The sequence below is a fragment of the Streptomyces luteoverticillatus genome, from assembly GCF_003970715.1.
In the GTDB taxonomy this organism is placed as follows: domain Bacteria; phylum Actinomycetota; class Actinomycetes; order Streptomycetales; family Streptomycetaceae; genus Streptomyces; species Streptomyces abikoensis.
Genome location: NZ_CP034587.1, coordinates 5,198,746 through 5,222,429 on the forward strand (window position 1 = coordinate 5,198,746; position 23,684 = coordinate 5,222,429).

The 23,684-nt window shown below is 72.4% G+C and carries 28 protein-coding genes; 21 read left to right on the forward strand and 7 right to left on the reverse strand.

The window, feature by feature from the left end; genetic code table 11:
- Positions 1 to 32 precede the first annotated feature (32 nt).
- The 4 genes from leuC to EKH77_RS23315 all read left to right on the forward strand — a co-directional run bounded on the left by leuC (position 33) and on the right by EKH77_RS23315 (position 3,303).
- Positions 33 to 1,469, forward strand: coding sequence for a 3-isopropylmalate dehydratase large subunit (gene leuC / locus EKH77_RS23300; RefSeq protein WP_126916266.1), 1,437 nt, complete (start codon positions 33 to 35; stop codon positions 1,467 to 1,469).
- Between the two features lie 3 nt (positions 1,470 to 1,472).
- Positions 1,473 to 2,066 (forward strand): 3-isopropylmalate dehydratase small subunit, encoded by a 594-nt coding sequence (gene leuD / locus EKH77_RS23305; RefSeq protein WP_126916267.1) that lies wholly within the window; start codon positions 1,473 to 1,475, stop codon positions 2,064 to 2,066.
- A 169-nt stretch (positions 2,067 to 2,235) separates the two neighbouring features.
- Positions 2,236 to 2,481: a hypothetical protein gene (locus EKH77_RS23310; RefSeq protein ID WP_126916268.1), complete on the forward strand. Its 246-nt coding sequence runs from the start codon at positions 2,236 to 2,238 to the stop codon at positions 2,479 to 2,481.
- A 123-nt stretch (positions 2,482 to 2,604) separates the two neighbouring features.
- Positions 2,605 to 3,303: an HU family DNA-binding protein gene (locus tag EKH77_RS23315; RefSeq protein WP_126916269.1), complete on the forward strand. Its 699-nt coding sequence runs from the start codon at positions 2,605 to 2,607 to the stop codon at positions 3,301 to 3,303.
- Positions 3,304 to 3,395: 92 nt separating this feature from the next.
- Here the strand turns inward: EKH77_RS23315 and EKH77_RS33405 are convergent, their stop codons facing one another.
- Both EKH77_RS33405 and cofC read right to left on the reverse strand, forming a co-directional pair.
- Positions 3,396 to 3,623 carry a hypothetical protein gene (locus EKH77_RS33405; protein ID WP_206279906.1) on the reverse strand — a complete coding sequence of 76 codons (228 nt, stop codon included), beginning with the start codon at positions 3,621 to 3,623 and terminating at the stop codon, positions 3,396 to 3,398.
- 10 nt (positions 3,624 to 3,633) lie between these two features.
- Positions 3,634 to 4,293 carry a 2-phospho-L-lactate guanylyltransferase gene (cofC, locus tag EKH77_RS23320; RefSeq protein WP_206279907.1) on the reverse strand — a complete coding sequence of 220 codons (660 nt, stop codon included), beginning with the start codon at positions 4,291 to 4,293 and terminating at the stop codon, positions 3,634 to 3,636.
- Between the two features lie 202 nt (positions 4,294 to 4,495).
- Here cofC and EKH77_RS23325 point away from each other — a divergent pair, with 202 nt between their 5' ends.
- The 3 genes from EKH77_RS23325 to EKH77_RS23335 are packed head-to-tail and all read left to right on the forward strand — an operon-like array spanning position 4,496 to position 7,444.
- Positions 4,496 to 5,263 (forward strand): lysophospholipid acyltransferase family protein, encoded by a 768-nt coding sequence (locus tag EKH77_RS23325; protein ID WP_126916270.1) that lies wholly within the window; start codon positions 4,496 to 4,498, stop codon positions 5,261 to 5,263.
- Complete coding sequence (locus EKH77_RS23330) at positions 5,260 to 6,261, forward strand: NAD(P)H-dependent glycerol-3-phosphate dehydrogenase (protein ID WP_126916271.1); 1,002 nt, start codon at positions 5,260 to 5,262, stop codon at positions 6,259 to 6,261. Before EKH77_RS23325 ends, EKH77_RS23330 begins: the two co-directional genes overlap by 4 nt.
- 34 nt (positions 6,262 to 6,295) lie before the next feature.
- The gene (locus EKH77_RS23335) at positions 6,296 to 7,444 is read left to right on the forward strand and encodes a D-alanine--D-alanine ligase family protein (protein ID WP_126916272.1); all 1,149 of its coding nucleotides are present in this window, start codon (positions 6,296 to 6,298) and stop codon (positions 7,442 to 7,444) included.
- A gap of 18 nt (positions 7,445 to 7,462) precedes the next feature.
- On the opposite strand, the gene EKH77_RS23340 is transcribed toward EKH77_RS23335, so the two are convergent.
- Entirely contained in the window at positions 7,463 to 7,969 is a 507-nt protein-coding gene (locus EKH77_RS23340) for a DUF3515 domain-containing protein (RefSeq protein WP_126916273.1), read from the reverse strand.
- Positions 7,970 to 7,989: 20 nt separating this feature from the next.
- A complete protein-coding gene (locus tag EKH77_RS23345) occupies positions 7,990 to 8,223 on the reverse strand; it encodes an Lrp/AsnC ligand binding domain-containing protein (protein WP_126916274.1) in 234 nt (77 codons plus the stop codon).
- A gap of 146 nt (positions 8,224 to 8,369) precedes the next feature.
- Here EKH77_RS23345 and EKH77_RS23350 point away from each other — a divergent pair, with 146 nt between their 5' ends.
- Both EKH77_RS23350 and thiD read left to right on the forward strand, forming a co-directional pair.
- On the forward strand, positions 8,370 to 9,347 hold the full coding sequence (locus EKH77_RS23350) for a thiamine-phosphate kinase (protein ID WP_126916275.1): 978 nt from the start codon (positions 8,370 to 8,372) through the stop codon (positions 9,345 to 9,347).
- A 23-nt stretch (positions 9,348 to 9,370) separates the two neighbouring features.
- Positions 9,371 to 10,195: a bifunctional hydroxymethylpyrimidine kinase/phosphomethylpyrimidine kinase gene (thiD, locus tag EKH77_RS23355; protein ID WP_126916276.1), complete on the forward strand. Its 825-nt coding sequence runs from the start codon at positions 9,371 to 9,373 to the stop codon at positions 10,193 to 10,195.
- Between the two features lie 119 nt (positions 10,196 to 10,314).
- On the opposite strand, the gene rpmB is transcribed toward thiD, so the two are convergent.
- Positions 10,315 to 10,500: a 50S ribosomal protein L28 gene (rpmB, locus tag EKH77_RS23360; RefSeq protein WP_003957616.1), complete on the reverse strand. Its 186-nt coding sequence runs from the start codon at positions 10,498 to 10,500 to the stop codon at positions 10,315 to 10,317.
- A 244-nt stretch (positions 10,501 to 10,744) separates the two neighbouring features.
- Here rpmB and EKH77_RS23365 point away from each other — a divergent pair, with 244 nt between their 5' ends.
- The 9 genes from EKH77_RS23365 to mutM all read left to right on the forward strand — a co-directional run bounded on the left by EKH77_RS23365 (position 10,745) and on the right by mutM (position 19,900).
- Complete coding sequence (locus EKH77_RS23365; RefSeq protein WP_126916277.1) at positions 10,745 to 12,427, forward strand: DAK2 domain-containing protein; 1,683 nt, start codon at positions 10,745 to 10,747, stop codon at positions 12,425 to 12,427.
- Positions 12,428 to 12,542: 115 nt separating this feature from the next.
- Positions 12,543 to 14,702, forward strand: coding sequence for an ATP-dependent DNA helicase RecG (recG, locus tag EKH77_RS23370; protein ID WP_240667793.1), 2,160 nt, complete (start codon positions 12,543 to 12,545; stop codon positions 14,700 to 14,702).
- A 109-nt stretch (positions 14,703 to 14,811) separates the two neighbouring features.
- On the forward strand, positions 14,812 to 15,414 hold the full coding sequence (gene rsmD / locus EKH77_RS23375; protein ID WP_126916279.1) for a 16S rRNA (guanine(966)-N(2))-methyltransferase RsmD: 603 nt from the start codon (positions 14,812 to 14,814) through the stop codon (positions 15,412 to 15,414).
- Positions 15,411 to 15,932 (forward strand): pantetheine-phosphate adenylyltransferase, encoded by a 522-nt coding sequence (gene coaD, locus EKH77_RS23380; protein WP_126916280.1) that lies wholly within the window; start codon positions 15,411 to 15,413, stop codon positions 15,930 to 15,932. The genes rsmD and coaD overlap by 4 nt, the downstream gene beginning before the upstream one ends.
- A 105-nt stretch (positions 15,933 to 16,037) precedes the next feature.
- Positions 16,038 to 17,168 carry an ATP synthase F0 subunit B gene (locus tag EKH77_RS23385; RefSeq protein WP_126916281.1) on the forward strand — a complete coding sequence of 377 codons (1,131 nt, stop codon included), beginning with the start codon at positions 16,038 to 16,040 and terminating at the stop codon, positions 17,166 to 17,168.
- A 189-nt stretch (positions 17,169 to 17,357) separates the two neighbouring features.
- Positions 17,358 to 17,954 carry a YceD family protein gene (locus tag EKH77_RS23390; protein WP_189451142.1) on the forward strand — a complete coding sequence of 199 codons (597 nt, stop codon included), beginning with the start codon at positions 17,358 to 17,360 and terminating at the stop codon, positions 17,952 to 17,954.
- Positions 17,955 to 17,956: 2 nt separating this feature from the next.
- Positions 17,957 to 18,130, forward strand: a complete 174-nt coding sequence (rpmF, locus tag EKH77_RS23395) for a 50S ribosomal protein L32 (protein ID WP_086575354.1) — start codon at positions 17,957 to 17,959, stop codon at positions 18,128 to 18,130.
- A gap of 19 nt (positions 18,131 to 18,149) precedes the next feature.
- On the forward strand, positions 18,150 to 18,944 hold the full coding sequence (gene rnc, locus EKH77_RS23400) for a ribonuclease III (protein ID WP_126916282.1): 795 nt from the start codon (positions 18,150 to 18,152) through the stop codon (positions 18,942 to 18,944).
- A gap of 71 nt (positions 18,945 to 19,015) precedes the next feature.
- A complete protein-coding gene (mutM, locus tag EKH77_RS23405) occupies positions 19,016 to 19,900 on the forward strand; it encodes a bifunctional DNA-formamidopyrimidine glycosylase/DNA-(apurinic or apyrimidinic site) lyase (protein ID WP_126916283.1) in 885 nt (294 codons plus the stop codon).
- A 70-nt stretch (positions 19,901 to 19,970) separates the two neighbouring features.
- Here mutM and EKH77_RS23410 read toward each other — a convergent pair whose 3' ends face one another.
- On the reverse strand, positions 19,971 to 20,357 hold the full coding sequence (locus EKH77_RS23410) for a winged helix-turn-helix transcriptional regulator (protein WP_126916284.1): 387 nt from the start codon (positions 20,355 to 20,357) through the stop codon (positions 19,971 to 19,973).
- Positions 20,358 to 20,468: 111 nt separating this feature from the next.
- Here EKH77_RS23410 and EKH77_RS23415 point away from each other — a divergent pair, with 111 nt between their 5' ends.
- A complete protein-coding gene (locus EKH77_RS23415) occupies positions 20,469 to 21,053 on the forward strand; it encodes a flavodoxin family protein (RefSeq protein ID WP_206279908.1) in 585 nt (194 codons plus the stop codon).
- Between the two features lie 133 nt (positions 21,054 to 21,186).
- Here the strand turns inward: EKH77_RS23415 and EKH77_RS23420 are convergent, their stop codons facing one another.
- A complete protein-coding gene (locus tag EKH77_RS23420) occupies positions 21,187 to 22,347 on the reverse strand; it encodes a CAP domain-containing protein (protein WP_240667492.1) in 1,161 nt (386 codons plus the stop codon).
- 228 nt (positions 22,348 to 22,575) lie between these two features.
- On the opposite strand from EKH77_RS23420, the gene EKH77_RS23425 reads away from it, so the two are divergent.
- Both EKH77_RS23425 and EKH77_RS23435 read left to right on the forward strand, forming a co-directional pair.
- A complete protein-coding gene (locus tag EKH77_RS23425) occupies positions 22,576 to 22,857 on the forward strand; it encodes an acylphosphatase (RefSeq protein ID WP_126916285.1) in 282 nt (93 codons plus the stop codon).
- 404 nt (positions 22,858 to 23,261) lie between these two features.
- Complete coding sequence (locus EKH77_RS23435) at positions 23,262 to 23,468, forward strand: hypothetical protein (RefSeq protein WP_126918241.1); 207 nt, start codon at positions 23,262 to 23,264, stop codon at positions 23,466 to 23,468.
- Positions 23,469 to 23,684 lie beyond the last annotated feature (216 nt).

The window sequence follows — 23,684 nt, forward strand, 5'->3', positions numbered from 1 at the left end:
ACGGACAGCACCCCACCCCACAGGAGAGAGCGATGGGACGGACACTCGCGGAGAAGGTCTGGGACGACCATGTCGTGACGCGCGCCGAAGGCGAGCCCGACCTCCTCTTCATCGATCTGCACCTGCTCCACGAGGTGACCAGCCCGCAGGCCTTCGACGGCCTCCGGAAGGCGGGACGACCGGTCCGTAGGCTCGACCTCACCATCGCCACCGAGGACCACAACACCCCCACCCTCGACATCGACAAACCCATCGCCGACCCGGTCTCCCGCACCCAGCTGGAGACCCTGCGCCGCAACTGCGCCGAGTTCGGGGTGCGCCTCCATCCGCTGGGCGACATCGAGCAGGGCGTCGTCCACGTGGTGGGACCGCAGCTGGGGCTGACCCAGCCCGGTACGACCGTCGTCTGCGGCGACAGCCACACCTCCACCCACGGCGCCTTCGGCGCGCTCGCGTTCGGCATCGGCACCAGCCAGGTCGAGCACGTCCTGGCCACCCAGACCCTGCCGCTCGCGCCGTTCAGGACGATGGCCGTCACGGTCGAGGGCGAACTGCCCGAGGGCGTCACCGCCAAGGACCTGATCCTCGCCGTCATCGCCAGGATCGGCACGGGCGGCGGCCAGGGCTACGTCATCGAGTACCGCGGCTCCGCCATCGAGAAGCTCTCGATGGAGGCCCGGATGACCGTGTGCAACATGTCCATCGAGGCGGGCGCCCGGGCGGGCATGATCGCCCCCGACGAGACCACCTTCGCCTACCTCAAGGACCGCCCCCACGCGCCCCGCGGCGAGGACTGGGACGCGGCCGTCGCCTACTGGCGCACCCTGCGCACCGACGACGACGCGGTCTTCGACCACGAGGTGGTCGTCGACGCCGCCGAGCTCGCCCCGTTCGTCACCTGGGGCACCAACCCGGGCCAGGGCGCGGCGCTCTCCTCGACGGTCCCCGACCCCGCCTCGTACTCCGACCCGTCCGAGCGGTTCGCCGCCGAAAAGGCGCTGGAATACATGGACTTGACGCCGGGTCAGGCGCTGCGCGACATCCGCGTCGACACCGTCTTCGTGGGCTCCTGCACCAACGGCCGCATCGAGGACCTGCGCGCCGCCGCGTCGGTCATCGAGGGCCGGGAGGTCGCCGACGGCGTGCGCATGCTGGTGGTCCCCGGCTCCGTCCGGGTGGCCCTCCAGGCGGTCGAGGAAGGGCTGGACAAGGTGTTCACCGCGGCCGGCGCCGAATGGCGGCACGCGGGCTGCTCCATGTGCCTGGGAATGAACCCCGACCAACTCGCGCCGGGCGAGCGCTCCGCGTCCACGTCCAACCGCAACTTCGAGGGCAGGCAGGGCAAGGGCGGACGCACCCACCTCGTCTCGCCGCAGGTGGCCGCCGCCACCGCCGTCCTGGGTCACCTCGCCGCCCCGGGCGACCTGCCCGGCCTCGCCACCGACGTACGAACCCCCGTGGAGGTCTGACCGATGGAAGCGTTCACCACCCACACCGGCCGGGCCGTCCCGCTGCGCCGGAGCAACGTCGACACCGACCAGATCATCCCCGCGCACTGGCTGAAGAAGGTGACCCGCGACGGTTTCGAGGACGGGCTCTTCGAGGCGTGGCGCAAGGACCCGGAGTTCGTCCTGAACCGCCCCGAGCGGGCGGGCGCCTCCGTGCTGATCGCGGGCCCCGACTTCGGCACCGGCTCGTCCCGCGAACACGCCGTCTGGGCGCTCCAGAACTACGGTTTCAAAACCGTCGTGTCGTCCCGCTTCGCCGACATCTTCCGCGGCAACTCGCTCAAGAACGGACTGCTCACCGTCGTTCTGCCGCAGGAGACCGTGGCGGCCCTGTGGGAGCTGACCGAGAACGACCCCGCCGTCGAGGTGACCGTCGACCTGGTGGCGCGCGAGGTGCGGGCCGGCGGACTGACGGCCGGTTTCGACCTTGACGAGAACGCCCGGTGGCGGCTGCTGGAGGGACTGGACGACATCGATCTGACCCTCCGGAACGCGGCGGACATCACCGCTTACGAGGCCCGCAGGCCCTCGTTCAAGCCCTCCACGGCAAGAATCTGAGACCGATTCCGGCTCGTTTGGCCCAGTGTCGGACGGCCTTCGCGGACCCCGGATTTCCGCTGCTCACCCAGGGTTTGGCATGATGCGCCCCCTGTCTTCGGACAGGGGGCGCATCGTTTTGTTGAGGCCCTGTGAAGCGACAACTCGCCTCAGATGGCACAATCGGTGCATGGAACGCGACAGCCAACTCGAGCTTTACCGGCTCGTCGCGGACCAACTGAAGGAAGCGCACACAAGGGTGCGCGCACTGCAAGTCCCCGAGGGCGTAAGGATGGCGCTGTCCCGGCAGCTGCTGGCCATTACGGCCTCGGCGAAGCACGATCTCTCAGGCGCGGCAAGGCGTCTGGACCGGCTGATGAACGACCTCGACGAGGGCCGTTTCCCCGAAGATCCCGGCACGCACGGAACTCCGTGACGCGTCGGGTTCGTTGCGGCACAAGGGTGATTAGACCGTTTCGTGTTTGATTTGCGGTATATATCTGCCTAACGTGCGAAAAAGCTGGAGCACTTTCCAGCCAATGTCTCCGAAGGGGAAGACGTGAACAAGGCGCAGCTCGTTGAAGCGATTGCCGACAAGCTCGGCGGCCGTCAGCAGGCCGCGGACGCCGTCGACGCGGTACTCGACGCGATTGTCCGCTCGGTCGTCGGTGGTGACCGTGTCTCGGTGACCGGCTTCGGTTCGTTCGAGAAGGTCGACCGGCCGGCCCGTTACGCCCGTAACCCGCAGACGGGCGAGCGCGTCCGGGTCAAGAAGACCTCGGTGCCGCGCTTCCGTGCCGGTCAGGGCTTCAAGGACCTGGTGAGCGGCACGAAGAAGCTCCCGAAGGCCGGCGAGGTCTCGGTCAAGAAGGCGCCCAAGGGCAGCCTCACGGCCGGCAAGGCCACCACCAAGGCCGCGGCGAAGAAGGCCACCGCCAAGAAGGCGACCGCGAAGAAGGCCGCCGCCAAGAAGACGACCGCCGTGAAGGCCACGCCGGCGAAGAAGACGACGACGGCCGCCAAGAAGGCGGCTCCGGCCAAGAAGGCCACGACGGCCAAGAAGGCCACCGCCACCAAGGCCACCACCGCGAAGAAGGCGGCTCCCGCCAAGAAGGCGGCGACCACGGCGAAGAAGGCGGCTCCGGCCAAGAAGGCGGCCGCCGCGAAGAAGACCGCGCCCGCCAAGAAGGCCGCGACCCGTACCACCACCACCGCGCGCAAGACCACTGCCAAGAAGACCACTGCCAAGAAGAAGTAAGGCAGCGGACGCACGTCGTAACGCGCCGGGCCGGGCTCCCCGTCGGGGAGCCCGGCCCGCGGTGCGTCCGGCCCTCCGGCCGGACGCGGACGTCAGAACGTCTGGAGCGTCACCAGGATCACCCGGCGCTCCGCCGGCGGGACCTCCGGGGCGCCCTCGGCCGGCGCCGCGAACTCGATCCGCACCCGCTGGCCGGGCCGCAGCATCAGCAGACCGCCGGCGTCGAACGCCGCCCCGTCGAAGGGCACGGGCGTGCCGTCGTCCAGGAGAACGCTCCCGGCGTGGGTCTGGGGATCGAAGGTGTACGCGGTGGCCTGCATGACCGGCAGCCTAGTCCGCCCGCGCGGGCGAGGGCGCCCCGGCGGCCCGCGCCCGGCCGGCGACCGCCGCCGTGCGCGGCCCCACGCCCAGCGCCAGGGCGGCCAGCAGATCCCGCTCGGTGTCCACGTCCCGGCGTACGGAGTCCACGCCCGTGAGCGTGATCTCCTCGGCCCCCGAGGCCCGGTGCCGGGCGCGCGAGGCGCCCTCGAACGCGGGGGACAATTCCCTTCCCGGGGTCGCCGCCAGCAGGGTCGTACCGATTCCGGCGGCATCCGCGAGAAATGCGCGGGGAAATCCGGCGGCGAATTCGAGCACCCGCCCGAGTTCGGCGGGGCGCAATGCCGGCAGATCCGCGTTGAGCGTGGCCACGGCCGCGTCCGGGCGTACCCGGCGCGCTTCGATCGCGCCGTGGGCCAGGGCCGCGTTCAGCCCGCCGCCCGGCGGCTCGGGCAGCACCCGGGCGCCCAGGGCCGCGAGCCGGGCCCCGGCCAGCGGATCCGCCGTGACGACCGCCACATCCCGCACGGCGCCGCAGGCCAGCGCGGCACCCACGGTGTCCAGGGCGAAGGCCAGGGCCAGCGCGGGCCCCGGCAGTCGTGCCGCGCCCGCCACCAGGCGGCTCTTGGCCGCCGCCAGCGGTTTCACCGGCACCACCAGCGTCCAGAGCACGGCCCCGGCCCCCTCTCCTCGCGTCGGCACCCATTGTCACCCGCTGCCGGAGCCCGGCGGCGGGCGCGGGGTTACGGTGTTCCGAGAAGTCCGGGGCCCCGGGGCGTTCTCGACAGACCGGGTACCCGGGGCGACACTTGTCCGGCCCCCGGGTGAGCAGCACGCCCGAAGCACGTCCAGGTTCCAACAGAAGGGTGTCCGAGTGTCCCGCCACAGAATCGGCTTCTGGTACCGCTTTGCGGCGGTGTTGGCGAAACCGCCGCTCGTGGTTCTGTTCAAGCGGGACTGGCGCGGAATGGAGCACATTCCCGCCGACGGCGGCTTCATCACCGTCGTCAACCACAACTCGTATCTCGACCCGCTGTCCTACGCCCATTACCAGTACAACACCGGGCGCGTCCCGCGCTTCCTGGCCAAGGCCGGGCTGTTCAAGGGCAGCTTCGTCGGCGCGATCCTGCGCGGCACCGGGCAGATTCCCGTCTACCGGGAGTCCGCCGACGCGGCCACCGCGTTCCGGTCCGCCGTGGACGCCATCAACAGGGGCGAGTGCGTGGCCTTCTACCCCGAGGGCACCCTCACCCGCGATCCCGACATGTGGCCCATGGAGGGCAAGACCGGCGCCGCCCGCGTCGCCCTGCTGACCCGCGCGCCCGTCGTCCCGGTCGCCCAATGGGGCGCCAACGAGGCGATGCCGCCGTACGCCAAGGACAAGAAGCTGCGGCTCTTCCCCCGCAAGACGCTGCGGGTGCTGGCCGGCCCGCCCGTCGACCTGTCGGCGTACCACGGCAAGGAGCCCACCGCCGAGGTGCTGCGCGAGGTCACCGAGGTCATCATGAAGGCCATCACCGAACTCCTCGCCGAACTGCGCGGCGAGCCCGCCCCGGCCGAGCCGTACAACCACAAGAAGGCCCGTGCCGCGGCCCGCCGCGCCGCCGGAATGTCTCCGTCCGAGGAGGAGAACGACAAGTGACGCGCGTCGCCGTCTACGGCACCGGTTCCTGGGGGACCGCCTTCGCGATGATCCTCGCCGACGCGGGCTGCGAGGTCACCATGTGGGGCCGCCGCGCCGCCCTCGTGGACGCCATCAACACCGGCCGCACCAACCCCGACTACCTCCCCGGCATCGAGCTCCCCGCCGCCGTCCGGGCCACCACCGACCCCGCCGAGGCCGCCCGCGACGCCGCGTTCACCGTGCTCGCCGTGCCCTCCCAGACCCTGCGCGGCAACCTCGCCGAGTGGACGCCCCTGCTGGCCGACGGCACCGTGCTGGTCTCCCTGATGAAGGGCGTCGAGCTCGGCACCGCGAAGCGGATGAGCGAGGTCGTCGAGGAGGTCGCCAAGGTCTCCCCGGACCGGGTCGCCGTGCTCACCGGCCCCAACCTCGCCAAGGAGATCGCGGCGCGGCAGCCCGCCGCCGCCGTCGTCGCCTGCCCCGACGAGTCCGTCGCCAAGCGGCTCCAGGCCGCCTGCCACACCGCGTACTTCCGCCCCTACACCAACACCGACGTGGTCGGCTGCGAGCTGGGCGGCGCGGTGAAGAACGTCATCGCGCTGGCCGTGGGCATCGCCGACGGCATGGGGCTGGGCGACAACGCCAAGGCGTCCCTGATCACCCGGGGCCTCGCCGAGACCACCCGGCTGGGCCTGGCCATGGGCGCCGACGCCCACACCTTCGCGGGCCTGGCCGGCATGGGCGACCTCGTCGCCACCTGCGCCTCGCCGCTCTCCCGCAACCGCACCTTCGGCGCCTGCCTCGGCCGGGGCATGACCCTTCAGGAGACCGTCGCGGTCACCAAGCAGACGGCGGAGGGCGTCAAGTCCTGCGAGTCCGTGCTCGATCTGGCCCGGCGTCACCATGTCGACATGCCGATCACGGAGACGGTCGTCGGCATCGTCCACGAGGGCAAGCCGCCCATGGTGGCGCTCAAGGAGCTGATGTCGCGCAGCGCCAAGGCCGAGCGGCACTGAAGCACCCGTGGTCACCAGGTACTCTCGACGCGATATGAGCAGCGAGACCTCCCCCCAGAGCCCTGAGCGGAAGCCGCGTGTCGCGGTCGTCTTCGGCGGCCGCAGTTCCGAACACGCCATTTCCGTGGTGACCGCAGGCGCGGTGCTGCGCGCCATCGACCGCGCCAAGTACGACGTGCTGCCGATCGGCATTACCACCGACGGCCGTTGGGCGCTCACCGCCGACGACCCCGAGCGGATGACCATCGCCGACCGGTCGCTGCCGAGCGTCGAGCAGCTCACCGACGCAGCCGACGGCGGCGTCCTGCTGCCCGTCACCCCGGCCAGCCGCGAGGTCCTCTACACCGAGCCCGGTGCCGTCCCCAAGGCGCTGGGCGAGGTCGACGTCGTCTTCCCCGTGCTGCACGGCCCCTACGGCGAGGACGGCACCCTCCAGGGCATGCTGGAGCTCGCCGGGATCCCCTACGTGGGCGCGGGCGTCCTCGCCTCCGCCGTGGGCCAGGACAAGGAGTACATGAAGCGCGTCTTCACCTCCTTCGGCCTGCCCGTCGGCCCCTACGTGGTCATCCGCCCGCGCGAGTGGGAGAACGACCAGGCGGGCGCCCGGAAGAAGATCGTGGACTTCGCGGGCGAGCACGGCTGGCCGCTCTTCGTGAAGCCCGCGCGCGCCGGCTCCTCGATGGGCATCACCAAGGTCGACGACCTCTCCGGTCTCGACGAGGCCATCGCCGAGGCCCGCCGCCACGACCCGAAGATCCTGGTCGAATCGTTGCTGCGCGGCCGTGAGATCGAGTGCGGCGTCCTCGAGTTCGAGGACGGCCCGCGCGCCAGCGTGCCCGCCGAGATCCCCCCGGTCTCCGCGCACGACTTCTACGACTTCGAGGCCAAGTACATTGACTCCGCCTCCGGCATCGTCCCCGCCCCGCTGAGCGAGGAGGAGACCCGCCGGGTCCAGGAGCTGGCCGTCCAGGCCTTCGACGCCGCGTCCTGCGAGGGCCTGGTCCGCGCGGACTTCTTCCTCACCGAGGACGGCGAGTTCGTGATCAACGAGATCAACACCATGCCCGGCTTCACGCCCATCTCCATGTACCCGCGCATGTGGCAGGAGACCGGCGTCGAGTACCCGGAGCTGGTCGACCGGCTCGTCCAGGCCGCCCTGCGCCGCTCCACGGGCCTGCGCTAGCGGCCCCGGAGGGGCCCGTCAGGGAAGGATCCCCACGGGGACCGTCTTCGTGATGGCGCCGGCGAGATCGGTCAGCGCGCTGATGTCGCCGGCGCCGCCCACCACCCGGGCGGGCAGCGTCACCTCGATCCACGCTTCACGGTGCACGGTGGTGCAGCGGACGCTGCCGTCCGGCTGCCGCTCCGGCAGCCACTCGACCCCGTCGAGCTCCGCCGAGTCGGCGTTGGGGTTGTAGTGTTCGGAACCAGGCGTAAGGATCTTGGGACGGGTCACCCCGCAGCGCAGCGAGATCGCGGGATCGCCCCACAGGGCCGTGAAGTCGTCACCGGGCTCCGCGGTCCGCCGCTTCCGCCCGTCCAGGACGTCCGGCAAGGCACCGTGCAACGCCCGGCAGTGCCCGGCCTGCCGCGCGTCCGGCGTGGGAACCGCCGGACCCGCCGACGGGTCCGGCGCGGAACAGCCCGCGGCCGCGAGGAGCAGTGCGGCGGCGGGCAGGCCGAGGGGCCGGCGGAGCGAAGACTTCACCGGCCGAGCATACGGGGGAGCTAGATATGGACCACCGGGCAGGTCAGGGTGCGGGTGATGCCCTCCACCTTCTGTACTTTCGCGACCACCATGCGACCGAGCTCGTCCACGGTGTCCGCCTGGGCGCGCACGATCACGTCGTACGGCCCGGTCACGTCTTCGGCCTGGATCACTCCCGAGATCTTTCCGATGACTTCGGCCACGGTCGACGCCTTGCCGACCTCGGTCTGGATCAGGATGTACGCCTGTACCACGGAACCTCCAGGGCGGCTTCGAGGATCATGTGGGGAGAAGAGACGCCACGGTACCGCGTCGCCGCACGGTGCGGGGAGACCCGCGCGGCCTGCGCGGCGCGGAACACGTCACGATCAGGGCAACCGACACTCCGAGGAGGAGCTCAGTGAAAGGCACCGTGGGCGAGCTGGGGGAGTTCGGCCTCATCAGAGAGCTGACCTCCCGGCTCACCACCACCCCGGCGGTCCGGCTCGGACCGGGTGACGACGCCGCGGTGGTCGCGGCGCCCGACCGCCGGGTCGTCGCGAGTACGGACGTACTCCTGGAGGGACGGCACTTCCGCCGCGACTGGTCCACCGCCTACGACGTCGGGCGCAAGGCCACCGCGCAGAACCTCGCCGACATCGCCGCCATGGGCGCGGTGCCCACCGCCGTGCTGCTGGGCCTCGTCGTGCCCGCCGAGCTCCCCGCCACCTGGCCGACCGAGCTGATGGACGGCATCCGCGACGAGTGCCAGGTCGCCGGCGCGGCCGTGGTCGGCGGGGACGTGGTGCGCGGCGACACCATCACCGTCGCCATTACGGCCCTGGGCGACCTGCGCAACCACGAGCCGGTCACCCGCTCCGGGGCCCGCGCGGGCGACGTCGTGGCCGTCACCGGCTGGCTGGGCTGGTCCGCCGCCGGGCTCGCCGTGCTCTCCCGCGGCTTCCGCTCCCCGCGCGCCTTCGTCGAGGCCCACCGCCGCCCCGAGCCCCCGTACCACGCGGGGCCCGCCGCGGCCGCGCTCGGCGCCACCGCCATGACGGACGTCAGCGACGGCCTCATCGCCGACCTCGGCCACATCGCCGAGGCCAGCAAGGTCCGCATCGACCTGCGCACCGCCGCCATCGACGTGCCCACGCAGATGCTGGACATCGGCCAGGCCGTCGGCGTCGACCCGCTCCAGTGGGTGCTGACCGGCGGCGAGGACCACGCCATCGTGGCGACCTTCCCGCCGGACGTGAAACTCCCCGCCCGCTGGAAGATCATCGGCGAGGTCGTCAACCCCTCCGCCCTCCCGCAGGTCACCGTCGACGGCGCGCCCTGGGACAAGGCGGGCGGCTGGGACCACTTCGGCGACGACGGCCTGGAGCCGGGCGAGTGACCGCCGGGGAGTAGATTGCGCGCATGCGCACACCCCCGCCCCGCGTGCTGACCGTCGCCGGATCCGACTCCGGCGGCGGTGCGGGCATCCAGGCCGACCTGAAGACGATGCTCGCCCTGGGGACCCACGGCATGAGTGTGGTCACAGCGGTGACCGCGCAGAACTCCCTCGGCGTCCAGGGCGCCTGGCCACTGCCCGCCGAGGCGGTACGGGCCCAGTTCCGCAGCGTCGTGGACGACATCGGGGTGGACGCCGTGAAGACCGGCATGCTCGCCTCGGCGGAGCTCGTGGAGACCGTGGCCGCCCTCCTGGACGAGGTGACGGCCCCCGTCGTCGTCGACCCCGTCGGCATCTCCAAGCACGGCGACGCCCTGCTGGCCGCCTCCGCGCGCGACGCGGTCCGCACGAAGCTCCTGCCGGCCGCGACGGTCGCCACCCCCAACCTGGACGAGGTCGCCTGGCTCACGGGCGTCCAGGTCGCCTCCGAGACGGGCCTGCGCCGCGCGGCGGACGCGATCCTCTCCTACGGCCCGCGCTGGGCCCTCATCAAGGGCGGCCACCTGGAGGGCGACGCGGTGGATCTCCTGACGGACGGGTCGGAGGAACACTGGCTGCGCGCCCCGCGCCACGACAACCGGCACACCCACGGGACGGGGTGCACGCTGGCGAGCGCGATCGCGGCGGGGCTGGCGAAGGGGTGTTCCGTCCCGGAGGCGGTACGGGCGGCGAAGACGTACGTCACGGGCGCCATCGCGGCGGGGTTCGCGCTGGGCGCGGGCATCGGCCCGGTGGACCACGGTTGGGCGAGCCCCTGTCGGCAGCCCAAAGTCAGCCCCTCCGGCGTTTGAGGAGCGGGGGTCCGGGGGCGGAGCCCCGGAAAGTGAACGCGCACAACGAAAAGCCGGCCCACCCCGAAACGGGGAGGACCGGCTTTCAAGGACGGCGAGGCTGCCGCGCTACTAGCTAGTTAGCGCGAGACCTTGCCGGCCTTGATGCACGAGGTGCAGACATTGAGGCGCTTCGGCGTCCGACCGACCACGGCACGCACACGCTGGATGTTCGGGTTCCAGCGACGGGACGTACGGCGGTGCGAGTGCGAAATGTTGTTGCCGAAGCCCGGCCCCTTGCCGCAGACGTCGCAGTTGGCAGCCACGGGTCACTCCAAAGACTTCAGATGCACTTACGGGAAATCCCGGCGTGCCGGGTCGTAGGTGACTGGCTTGCCAGGGGATGGCCTGATTCTCATCAGGCAACCGGAGCAGCATACAACGACCGCTCCTGGACAACGAAACTACCATGACCGGCCCCGAACCCGCCCGGCTCGCCCCCCGGGCCCGCGCCCGGGACTAGTCTGCCCAAGCACTTCACCCCGCCCCCGCCGTCCGAGGAGGACACACGTGCCGCACGCGCCGCACCCGCTCGACGCCGATGCGGTACGCGCCTGGTGCGCCCTGGCGCTCGACGCGCTCGGCGGAGCCCGGGAGGAGATCGACGCGATCAACGTCTATCCCGTCGCGGACGGTGACACCGGCACCAACCTCTACCTGACCGTCGAGTCCGCCGCCCGCGCCGTCGACGCCGTCTTCGACGCCCACGCCACCACCGGCCCCGGCTCCCGCCCGGGCCTGGCCGAGGCCGTCCGCGCCATGGCGCACGGCGCGCTCATAGGCGCGCGCGGCAACTCCGGGACGATCCTGGCCCAGCTGCTGCGCGGCATGGCCGAGGTCCTGGCCGCCACCGCCGCCACCGGCGCCCAGGAGGCCGGCGACGACGCGACCCTCCTGCGCCGGGCCCTCCGCCGCGCCGTCGAGTCGGCGTACGAGGGCGTCGCCCGCCCCGTCGAGGGCACCGTGCTGTCGGTCGCCACGGCCGCCGCCGAGGCCGCCGAGGTCACCCCGGGCGACGGCCCGGCCGTCGCCCGCGCCGCCCACGAGGGCGCCCTGACGGCCCTGGCGGCCACCCCCTGCCAGCTGGAGGTCCTCGGACGGGCGGGCGTCGTCGACGCGGGCGGCAAGGGCCTCGTCGAGGTGCTGGGCGCGCTCGCCGCCGCCCTGGCGGGCGGCCCTGGCGCCGCGCGGCCCACCGCCGCGCCCGCGCGCGGAGCCCACGACTGGCTCGCCGGGGGCTGCCCGGCCGAGGCCGGCGGCCCGGACGTCCCGGCGGGCGACGGGCCCGCCTTCGAGGTGATCTACCTGCTGGAGGCGGACGACGCGGCCGTCGCCCGGCTGCGGGCCCGCCTCGACGCGCTGGGCGAGTCCCTCGTCGTCGTCGGCGGGGACGGCCTGTGGAACGTCCACGTGCACGTGGACGACGCCGGTGCCGCCGTCGAGGCGGGCATCGACGCCGGACGCCCGTACCGCGTCCGCATCACCCACTTCGGCGCCGCCGCCACCGAGCGCACCCGCGTCCACGAGCCCGTCCAGCGGGCCGTCGTCGCGGTCGTGCCGGGCGAGGGGCTGGCGGCGCTGTGCGCCGAGGCCGGCGCGACCGTCGTGCGCGTACGGCCGGGGGAGCCGCCCGCGAGCGGCGAGCTGGTGCAGGCGGTCCGGCGGGCCAACGCGCGCGAGGTGGTGCTGCTGCCCAACGACGCGGACCTGCGGCACACCGCCGCCGCGGCCGCCGAGCAGGCCCGCGCCGAGGGCGTCCGGGTCGCCCTGATCCCCACCCGCTCCCCGGTCCAGGGCATCGCCGCCCTCGCCGTCCACGAGTCCGCCCGCCGCTTCGACGAGGACGTCGTGGCCATGACCTCCGCCGCCGGGGCCACCCGGCACGCCGAGCTCGTCGTCGCCGAGCGGCAGTCGTGGACCATGGCGGGCGTCTGCCAGGCCGGGGACGTCCTCGGCCTCATCGACGGCGACGTGGCCGTCATCGGCGCGGAACTCGCCGCCACCGCCGAGACCGTGCTGGACCGGATGCTCGCGGCGGGCGGCGAGATGGTCACGCTCGTGCTCGGCGCGGACGTGCCCGAGGCCGTCGCCGACCGCCTCCAGCGGCATGTGCGCGGCGGCCACCTGGCCGTGGACACCGTGGTCTACCGGGGCGGGCAGCACGCCGCCCGGCTGATCATCGGCGTCGAATGAACCGTGCCGACGGCGCCGCCCGGGCCGCGTTGTCAGCGGCGTGGTGTGCAATGGACCCGTGCCCGCCTTGGACGAACCCCTGAAGAAGACGCTCGGCGGCACCACCGCGAAGGTGATGGCCGAGCACCTCGATCTGCACACGGTCGGCGACCTGCTGCACCACTATCCGCGCCGCTACGCCGAGCGCGGCGAGCTCACCCGGCTCGCCGACCTGCCGCTCGACGAGCACGTCACGGTGGTCGCGCAGGTCCTGGACGCCCGGGTGCACAAGTTCAACCAGGGCCGGGGCCAGCGGCTGGAGGTGACCGTCACCGACGGCGGCGGCCGGCTCCAGCTGGTCTTCTTCGGCCGGTCGATCTACCACCACCAGAAGGAGCTGGTCCCCGGCCGGCGCGGCATGTTCGCCGGCAAGGTCGGCACGTTCCGCAACATCCGCCAGCTCTCCCACCCCGCCTACGAGATGCTCGGCGGCGACAGCGACGCGAACACCGCGAAGGCCTGGGCCGACCAGCTGATCCCGCTCTACCCGGCCTGCTCCAAGATGGAGTCCTGGAAGATCTCCAACGCCGTCGACGTCGTGCTCGCCTCCATGGAGGCCACCGGCTGGGAGGCCGTCGTCGACCCGCTGCCGCCCGCGCTGCGCGAGGGCCGGGGCCTGGTCCCGCTGCCGGAGGCCCTCCGCAAGATCCACCGGCCCCGGGCCAAGACGGACATCGAGGACGCCCGAGCCCGGCTGAAGTGGGACGAGGCGTTCGTCCTCCAGGTCGCCCTCGCCCGCCGCCGGCACGCCGACTCCCAGCTGCCCGCCGTGGCCCGCAAGCCCGCGCCCGGCGGCCTGCTGGACGCCTTCGACGCCAAGCTGCCCTTCACCCTCACCGACGGCCAGCGGAAGGTCTCCGCCGAGATCTTCGACGACCTGGCCACCGAGCACCCCATGCACCGGCTCCTCCAGGGCGAGGTGGGTTCGGGCAAGACGATGGTCGCCCTGCGTGCGATGCTCGCCGTCGTGGACGCGGGCGGCCAGGCCGCCATGCTCGCCCCCACCGAGGTCCTCGCCCAGCAGCACCACCGGTCGATCACCGAGATGATGGGCGAGCTCGCCGAGGGCGGCATGCTCGGCGGCGCCGAGCGGGGCACCAAGGTCGTGCTGCTGACCGGCTCCATGGGCACGGCCGCGCGCCGCCAGGCGCTGCTCGACCTGATCACCGGCGAGGCGGGCGTCGTCGTCGGCACCCACGCCCTGATCGAGGACAAGGTCCAGTTCCACGACCTGGGTCTCGTCGTCGTCGACGAGCAGCACCGCTTCGGCGTCGAACAGCGCGACGCCCTGCGCTCCAAGGGCAAGCAACCGCCGCACCTGCTGGTGATGACCGCCACCCCCATCCCGCGCACCGTCGCCATGACCGTCTTCGGCGACCTGGAGACGTCCGTCCTCGACCAGCTGCCCGCCGGGCGCTCGCCCATCGCCACCCATGTGGTTCCCGCCAAGGACAAGCCGCACTTCCTGGCCCGCGCCTGGGAGCGGGTCCGCGAGGAGGTGGCGGGCGGCCACCAGGCGTACGTCGTCTGCCCCCGCATCGGCGACGAGGAGGACGCCCCCAAGAAGAAGTCCGCCGGGTCCGATGAGTCCGCGGAGTCCGCGGAGGACGCGGCGGAGCGCCGCCCTCCGCTGGCCGTGCTCGAAGTCGCCGAAGAGCTCTCCCGGGGCCCCCTGGCCGGGCTGCGCGTGGAGGTGCTGCACGGGCGGATGCAGCCCGACGCCAAGGACGAGGTGATGCGCCGCTTCGCGGCGGGCGAGGTCGACGTCCTGGTCGCCACCACCGTCATCGAGGTCGGTGTGAACGTGCCCAACTCCACCGCGATGGTGATCATGGACGCCGACCGGTTCGGCGTCTCCCAGCTCCACCAGCTGCGCGGCCGCGTCGGCCGGGGCTCGGCCCCCGGGCTCTGCCTGCTGGTCAGCGAGATGCCCGAGGCCAGCCCCGCCCGCGCCCGGCTCGGCGCGGTCGCCGCCACCCTCGACGGCTTCGAGCTCTCCCGCATCGACCTGGAGCAGCGCCGCGAGGGCGACGTCCTCGGCCAGGCGCAGTCCGGCGTCCGCTCCTCCCTGCGGATGCTCACCGTCATCGACGACGAGGAGATCATCGCGGCCGCCCGCGAGGAGGCCGCCGCGGTCGTCGCCGCCGACCCCGAGCTCGCCCGGCTGCCCGAGCTGCGCACCGCGCTCGACGCCCTGCTGGACAAGGAACGGGAGGAGTTCTTGGACAAGGGCTGAGATCCCGGGCCGGGCGAGGGCCGGGCGGACGCCGTGGCGCCGACGCCATACGCTGTCGGTGCGGCCACCGCCGCACCGTGTCACCCACCGCCGAAGGACTTCCGAGACCATGACCCGCGTGATCGCCGGCCGCGCCGGCGGACGCCGCCTGGCCGTACCGCCCGGCACCGGCACCCGCCCCACCTCCGACCGGGCGCGCGAGGGCCTGTTCTCCACCTGGGTGTCCTTCCTGGGCACCCTCGACGGCGCGCGCGTGCTGGACCTCTACGGCGGCTCCGGCGCCGTCGGCCTGGAGGCGCTCTCGCGCGGGGCCGCGCACACCCTCCTGGTCGAGGCGGACGCCCGCGCGCTGCGGGTCATCAAGGACAACGTCCGCGCGGTCGGCCTGCCGGGCGCCGAGGTGCGCGGCGGCAAGGCCGAGCAGGTCGTGGCCGGGCCGCCGCCCGCCGAGCCGTACGACGTGGTCTTCCTCGACCCGCCCTACGTGGTCACCGACGACGATCTCCGCGAGATCCTCCTCACACTCCGGAGCAGGGGCTGGCTGGCCGAGGACGCGCTCGTCACTGTGGAGCGCAGCACCAGGGGCGGGGAATTCCGCTGGCCGGAGGGTTTCGACGCACTGAGGGCCCGTCGCTACGGCGAGGGGACGCTTTGGTACGGTCACGCCGCTTCGCCGTGCACTGCCGACACCACGGGATCAGGCACGTCATGAATGGACCGGAGAGCGAGGAAACACCGTTGCGCCGCGCCGTCTGTCCGGGGTCGTTCGACCCCGTCACCAATGGGCACCTCGACATCATCGCCCGCGCTTCGAAGCTGTACGACGTCGTGCACGTCGCCGTGATGGTCAACAAGTCCAAGAAGGGCCTGTTCACCGTCGACGAGCGGATAGAACTCCTCCGCCAGGTCACCGCCGAGTACGGCAACGTCCAGGTGGAGTCCCATCACGGCCTGCTCGTCGACTTCTGCAAGGAGCGCGACATCCCGGCCATCGTCAAGGGCCTGCGGGCGGTCAGCGACTTCGACTACGAGCTCCAGATGGCCCAGATGAACAACGGCCTCTCGGGTGTCGAGACCCTCTTCGTCCCCACCAACCCCACCTATAGCTTCCTCTCCTCCAGCCTGGTCAAGGAGGTCGCGGCGTGGGGCGGCGACGTCTCCCACCTGGTGCCGCCGCTGGTGCTGGAGGCCCTCAAGGAGCGCCTCGCCAAGCAGGCCGACTCTGACTGATCGTCAGTAGCTGTCGGCCGGGGGCCGTCGGCCGTACAGTCGTCCCCGTTCGTTCCCATCGGCCACCAGGCCACCCCGGAATGCGAGAAGGCGGCGAGCGTCACGGTGGACGTCCAGAAGAAACTCGACGAGATCGTCAGGACCGTCTCCGGCGCCCGCGCCCTGCCCATGTCGGCCTCGTGCGTGCTCAACCGGGCCGAGCTGCTCGCCCTCCTCGACGAGGTGCGCGCCGCCCTGCCGGGCTCGCTGGCCCAGGCGCGCGAGGTCATCGGGGACCGGGAGCAGCTCGTGGCCCGGGCGCGCGAGGAGGCCGAGGCGATCCTCGCCTCGGCCCGGGCCGAGCGCGGCTCCCTGATCTCCGGCACCGAGGTCGCCCGCCAGTCCCGTGAGGAGGCCGACCGCATCCTGGCGGAGGCCCACCGGGAGGCCGAGGAGATCCGCGCCGGCGCGGACGACTACGTCGACAGCACCCTCGCCAACTTCGAGGTCGTCCTCACCAAGACCATCGGCTCCGTCGACCGGGGCCGCGAGAAGCTCCTCGGCCTCGCCGGCGACGGTCACGACCCCGAGGGCCTGGCCCACGACGCCCCGGAGCGCAGCACCGACCCCCGGACCCAGCGGCAGGGCGCCGACGCCTATGTGGACGTCAAACTGGGCGCCGTCTCGGCCGTTCTGGCCAAGGCCCTGGAGGCCGTGGGCCGGGGCCGGGAGAAGCTGCTCGGGTCCCGCCCCGTCGACGAGCTGGGCGCCCACCTGGCCGCCCACGACGGCATCGCCCCCGGCCGCCCCACCAGCGACGCCGACTTCCTCGCCGAGCTCGCCGCCGGCCCGCAGGAGTCCCTGGGCGCCCCCTGGGCATCCCGTGAGTCCCACCGGCCCCCCGAGGCGCCACCGGTCCCGGAGCAGCCCGTCTGGAGCGAGTACACCGTCCCGGCCGGGGGCTACGAGGCGCACGACCCGTACGGCTACGGTCAGCAGCCCGCGCAGTACCCGCCGCAGGCGGACCCGTACGCCGTCCCCGGCGGCTACCAGCAGCCCGACCCGTACGCCTGGCAGCCCCCGGCCCAGGCGACGGGCGGCCACGGCACGGACCTCGGCCAGGGCTACGGGACCGCCGCCGGCTACCCGGCCGAGGGGCACCAGCCCCGGGCCGCGGGCGCCCTCGACGAGACCAGCTTCTTCGACACCTCGATGATCGACCTGAACCGGCTCCGCGAGTACGAACAGGGCCGCTGACGCGGCTCGGCGAACCCGGCCGGGACGCGGATTGGGCCCAGGGGCGACCGTCCAGTATCCTGGCTCTTCGGTCGCGTGTACGTCCGCGATCCAGGCTGCCCGCCGTGCCCCGTGCACCCGGGGCCGCCGTCACCGCAGCGTAGAAAGCAGGAAGCCCTGAACGCCCGCCTTGACCCCCGCAACCCTCTCGTGTTCGATACGCGCGAGCTGGGCCGGCGTCCCGGTGCGCTGAAGAGGGTCTCCCGCTCCGTCCCCGCCCCCCGCGATCTCGGTATCGAGGTCATCGGTGTGGCCGAGGGCGCGACGGTGGAGCTCGATCTCCGGCTCGAGTCGGTCATGGAAGGGGTGCTTGTCACAGGCACCGCCCGTGCGCCGCTCACCGGGGAGTGCGTAAGGTGTCTGGAGCCGCTCGAGCGAGAGTTCGAAGCGGACTTCCAGGAGATGTACTCCTACCCCGACGCCGACGCCCGGGGCCGCATCGTGGCCACGGACGACGACGCCGAGGACGATGAGGAGGACATCCTCCACCTCGAGGACGACTTGTTCGACCTCGAACCCGTGCTGCGGGACGCGGTGGTGCTCTCACTGCCGCTGCAGCCGGTGTGCCAGGACGACTGCCCCGGCCTCTGCTCCGAATGCGGAGAGCGGCTGGCGGACGACCCGGACCACCACCACGAGTCCGTCGACATCCGTTGGGCGGCACTGAAGGGACTCGCCGGATCCGAAACGGCCGGCGAGAAGGACAACGCACCCCGCTCCGGCGGGGATGACACACAGGAGAAGTAGCCGTGGCTGTTCCGAAGCGGAAGATGTCGCGCAGCAACACGCGCCACCGCCGGTCGCAGTGGAAGGCTGCGGTCACCCCCCTGGTGGCGTGCGAGCGCTGCCACGAGCCGAAGCAGCAGCACATCGCGTGCCCCAGCTGCGGCACCTACAACAAGCGCCAGGTCCTCGCGGTCTGATCGGCGGGTGACAGGCTTCATGTCAGACGCCACTGCGCCGAAGAAGGCGTCGGCGGACACGGCCTCGTCCCACACGCTTCTGGAAGGGCGGCTCGGGTACACACTCGAGTCCGCCCTTCTGGTGCGTGCGCTGACGCACCGGTCCTTCGCCTACGAGAACGGCGGGCTGCCCACCAACGAACGGCTGGAGTTCCTCGGGGACTCCGTCCTGGGCCTGGTGGTCACCGACACGCTGTACCGCATCCACCCGGACCTCCCCGAGGGCCAGCTCGCCAAGCTGCGCGCCGCGGTGGTCAACTCACGGGCGCTGGCCGAAGTCGGCCGGGGCCTGGACCTGGGCTCCTTCATCCGGCTCGGCCGGGGCGAAGAGGGCACCGGCGGCCGGGACAAGGCATCCATCCTCGCGGACACCCTGGAGGCCGTCATCGGTGCGGTCTACCTCGACCAGGGCCTCGACGCGGCCGCGGAGCTGGTGCACCGGCTCTTCGACCCGCTGATCGAGAAGTCCTCGAACCTCGGCGCCGGCCTGGACTGGAAGACCAGCCTCCAGGAGCTGACCGCCACCGAGGGTCTCGGCGTTCCGGAGTACCTGGTCACCGAGACCGGTCCGGATCACGAGAAGACCTTCACGGCTGCTGCCCGCGTCGGTGGTGTCGCGTACGGCACCGGCACCGGCCGCAGCAAGAAGGAAGCGGAGCAGCAGGCGGCGGAGTCCGCCTGGCGCGCCATCAACAGCGCGGCCGAAGCCCGTGTGGCGGCCGAGAAGGCCGCCGCCGAGTCCGGCGCGCTGCCGGGGGAGAAGTCCTCCAGCTGAGATACGACGGTCCGGGCCGCGGTGCGAGAGCACCGCGGCCCGGACCTCTTCTTATTCCATTGAGGAGCACCGTGCCCGAGCTGCCCGAGGTCGAGGTCGTCCGGCGGGGTCTGGAGCGCTGGGTCTCCGGCCGCGTCGTCGCCGCCGTGGAGGTCCTCCACCCCCGGGCCGTCCGCCGCCACCCGGCGGGACCGGACGACTTCGCCGACCGGCTGACCGGCCACCGGCTGGGCACCGCGTGCCGGCGCGGAAAGTACCTGTGGCTGCCCCTGGAACCCCTCACCGGGACGGGCGCGCCCACCCAGGCCGTCCTCGCCCACCTCGGGATGAGCGGCCAGTTGCTGGTCCAGCCGCAGGGCTCGCCCGACGAGAAGCACCTGCGCGTCCGCGTCCGCTTCGCCGACGCCACCGCGACGGAACTGCGCTTCGTCGACCAGCGCACCTTCGGCGGGCTCTCGCTCCACGACACGGTGGAGGACGACCCCGACGGGCTGCCCGACGTGATCGCGCACATCGCCCGCGACCCCCTCGACCCGGCCTTCGACGACGACGCCTTCCACACCGCGCTGCGCGGCCGCAGGACCACGATCAAGCGCGCCCTGCTCGACCAGTCGCTGATCAGCGGTGTCGGCAACATCTACGCCGACGAGGCGCTGTGGCGCACCCGGCTGCACTACGAGCGCCCGACCGCGAGCCTCACCCGCCCGCGCACGACCGAGCTGCTCACCCACATCCGCGAGGTCATGGCCGAGGCCCTCGCGGTGGGCGGCACCAGCTTCGACAGCCTCTACGTCAATGTGAACGGCGAGTCGGGCTACTTCGACCGCTCGCTGGACGCGTACGGGCGGGAGGACGAGCCGTGCCGCCGCTGCGGCACCCCCATCCGCCGCCGCCCCTGGATGAACCGCTCCAGCTACTTCTGCCCCCGCTGCCAGCGCGCCCCGCGCGCGGTCTGAGCGGCCCGGTAGGGCCCCGAAGGGGCGCGGGGAACTGCGCGACCACCCCCCACCGGCCCGCAGGAAAAGCTCAGCGCCCGCTGTCGTAACGCACCCGCGCCGCCAGCACCTCCGGCATGCGCTCTTCCAGCAGCTCGATGAGCCCCATCAGCCGCCCGGTCACGTCGCGGCCCAGCGGCGTCAGCCGATAGTCCACCCGTGGTGGGTTGGTCGGCTGCGCCTCCCGGTGCACAAGACCATCGCGCTCCAGCGCGTGGAGCGTCTGCGACAGCATCTTCTCGCTGACGCCCTCCACCCGCCGCCGCAGCTCGTTGAAGCGCAGCGTGTCCTCGCGCAGGGCGCCGAGGGTCAGGGCGCCCCAGCGGCCGGTGACGTGCCCCAGGGTTTCGCGCGAAGGGCAGTTGCGCGCGAAGACGTCGAAGGGCAGTTGCTCGTCCGTGCCGTCGATCGTCGTCATGAGGACACCATACTCCCGCGCAGCGCTAACCAAGGGGTTGCGCTAACCAAAAGTTAGTGCTTTCCTTTGGTCACCCAGTCAGCGCAACCAGCTTTTCCAGGGAGCCCCATCGTGACCACGCCCGTCGTCGCCATCGCCTACCACTCCGGCTTCGGCCACACCGCCGTCCTCGCCGAGGCCGTCCGCGCCGGTGCCACCGAGGCCGGGGCGACCGTCCACCTGATCAACGTCGCCGAGATCACCGACGCGCAGTGGGAGCTCCTCGACGCCTCCGACGCCATCGTCTTCGGCTCGCCCACCTACATGGGCACCGCCTCGGGCGCCTTCCACGTCTTCGCCGAGGCGTCGTCCAAGCGCTGGTTCACCCGCGCCTGGCAGGACAAGATCGCGGCCGGCTTCACCAACTCCGCCTCCAAGAGCGGTGACAAGCTCCACACCCTGCAGTTCTTCACCGTCCTCGCCGCCCAGCACGGCATGCACTGGGTCGGCCTCGGCGCGATGCCGGGCTGGAACAGCTCCACCGCCTCCGAGAACGACATCAACCGCCTCGGCTTCTTCCTCGGCGCCGGTGCCCAGACCGACAACGACCAGGGCCCCGAGGGCGTCCACAAGGCGGACATAGCCACCGCCGAGCTGCTGGGCCGCCGCGTCGCCGAGCAGACCCGGATCTACGTCGCGGGCCGCGCCTCCGCCTGATCCCGCCGCCTGATCCCGCGCCGCCGCGTGAGTCCACGCGGCCACCGGACGCCGCTGCCCCGGCCGTACCGCCGTACGGCCGGGGCAGCGGTGCGTCACGGCACGGTCGGTGACGCCGGTGACGCCTGTGGCGTCAGTAGCCGAAGTCCTGTGTCCAGTAGGGGCCGTTGCCCCCGTGGTGCACCCCTACGCCGATGGTCCGGTAGTCGCAGTTGAGGATGTTCGCCCGGTGGCCGCTGCTGCGCATCCAGGCCTCCATCACGGTGTGGGCGTCGGGGTGGCCGCGCGCGATGTTCTCCCCGCCGAGGTTCTTGATGCCGCGCCGGGCGGCCCGGTCCCAGGGGGTCCGGCCGTCCGGGTCGGTGTGGTCGAAGAAGCCCCGGCGGGCCATGTCGTCGCTGAAGGACTGGGCCAGCCGGTTGAGGTTGCCGCTGGGCCGCAGGGGACGGCAGCCGGCCTTCGCCCGCTCGGCGTTGACCAGGGACAGCATCAGGTGCGCGGCGGACGACCGGGTGTCCGCGAGCGTCCCGGGCAGCGCGCCCAGGTCGTCGTCCGGGTCGTGATCGGCGTGCTCGGCGGGTTCGTGCACCGAGGGGCGCCGGGGCGCGCCGGGGGCGGGCGGTGCCGGGCGCGCGCCGGGAACGGCGGCGCGCGCCCGGCCCTCGGGGTGGGCGCCGGGCGGGGCGTCGGAGGCGGCCGGGGGGCGCTCGGCGCCCCGGTTCGCCGGGGGGTTCCCGCGCCCGGGCGCGCTCACCGGCTCCGCGGGGGCGTTCCGGGCCTCCGCCGGGGCCGGCCCCGGTGCCGCCGGTGCGGCCGGCGCCGCCGGTGGTGCCGCCGTGTCGCGTTCCGGCCGGGCCCCCTGGGCCGGGGCCGGTCCGTCGCGCCCGTCCGCCCGGTCCGCCGGGGCGGCGGCCGGTCCGTCGCGCCGGGGCGGGGGCACCGGCGACTCCGGCGGGGCGTCCGCCAGCACGTGCCCGCTGCCGCCGGAGCCGGGGGAGTGGGAATCGGCGGGCGGGAAGGCCCCGCTGGGCAGCAGGCCGGAGACCACCGCGACCGCGCCCATCGCCACGGCCGCCGACGCGCCGAGCAGCCCGGCCCGCCGGGCGGGCGGCGCCGGCTTGGGGGGCTTGCCGCCGCCCGGGCCCGCCGCCACCGCGCCGGTCTTCAGCGGCCGGACCGCCGCCTTGCGTTTGGTGCGGTGGGGGCTGCGGTGCCGGCCGGCACCGGTGGGGTTGGGGCGGACGATGGGAATGGGCTGGGTGACCGCCTCGGCCGGATCCTCGGTCCCGAACACTCCAGGCGTCTCGCTCGTCAGGGGAGCCCGGCCGGGCCGGGCATTCGCCACCGCCTCGTCAGCGGTCGCACGGGCAGAGCGTCGATGGCGACCCATCCACTGCCTTCCTTACGTGTTCGGCGCCGAAGTGCATCACTCGTACGGGGTAGCCTTATTCGGCCGCGACTGTACGGCACGGGATGGTGGGCCGAAGTGCTGCTTATCTAATTGGCCGGTTAACGTGCAGACATGAACGAGAATGTTCGTCTCACGGCATGGGTCCGTGGACATGTGCAGGGTGTGGGCTTTCGCTGGTTCACGCGGGCCAACGCCTTGCAGATCGGTGACCTGATGGGCTTCGCGTCCAATCTCTCCGACGGCCGGGTGCAGGTCGTCGCCGAGGGCTCCCGCCAGGGCTGCGAACAGCTGCTCGACTGGCTGCGGGACGGCGACACGCCCGGCCGGGTGGACGGTGTCACCGAGATCTGGGGCTCGCCCAAGGGCGGATACGACGGTTTCGAGATCCGCTGATCCGACCGCCGGAAAATCGGATATAGGCTCGACTTTCCCGGAAATCGCGTCGCAGGAGTGTCCCCCGTATATGCCAGTGGCATATACGGGGGCAGGAAATCGCCTGATGGTTGCCAACCGGGCCGCATCGTGCAAGGCTGCCTGTCAACGGATGATCTCTACGCCCTCTCGGGCCCCGGGCGCGGAATGCGGCGCGGATAAACCAGCGCACACCCCTGGGACGCCTGCGGATACGGGGTGTGATCGTGTTGACCGTCAAACCTTTTGGTGAGACTCTGGAAGCCCCGCGCACCTTAGCTGTTTGGCATTGGAACACCGCAGTAGTGATGGCAGACACCGCGGGTGCGAATCCCTCACGACCCACACCGCTTCGGTCGGTCACTCAGTGTGGAGGACCATCCATCATGGCAAAGGCGCTTCTCGGTTACGTCGGCGGCTCCGACCCCCGAGTCCTCTCCGAGATGCGACGGCTCCAGCAGCGTGTCCAGGACCTGGAATCCGAGCTCATTCGGATGCAGGCCGAGAACGACGCGCTGACTGCCGCCGCTCACCGTGGTGACTCGCTGCTCGACAGCATCGACGTATCGAAGGCGGAGCCCGCGCTCGCCTGACCCGTGCCCTGCCCCGGGGGCGCTCGGTCGGAATCGCACCGTCAGCCGCTGGAGAGTTCGCACTCACAAGGGACGCTTCGGCGTCCCTTCGTCGTGTGCGGCGGTCTCCCTCGCCGTCCTCCCGTCCCCCTGATCCTCTCCGCGGTCGCCTCACGCATGGTGTGCCCTGAAGATTCCCGGGCGAAACCCATTGTTCAGAGCGGCGCGCCAGCACCC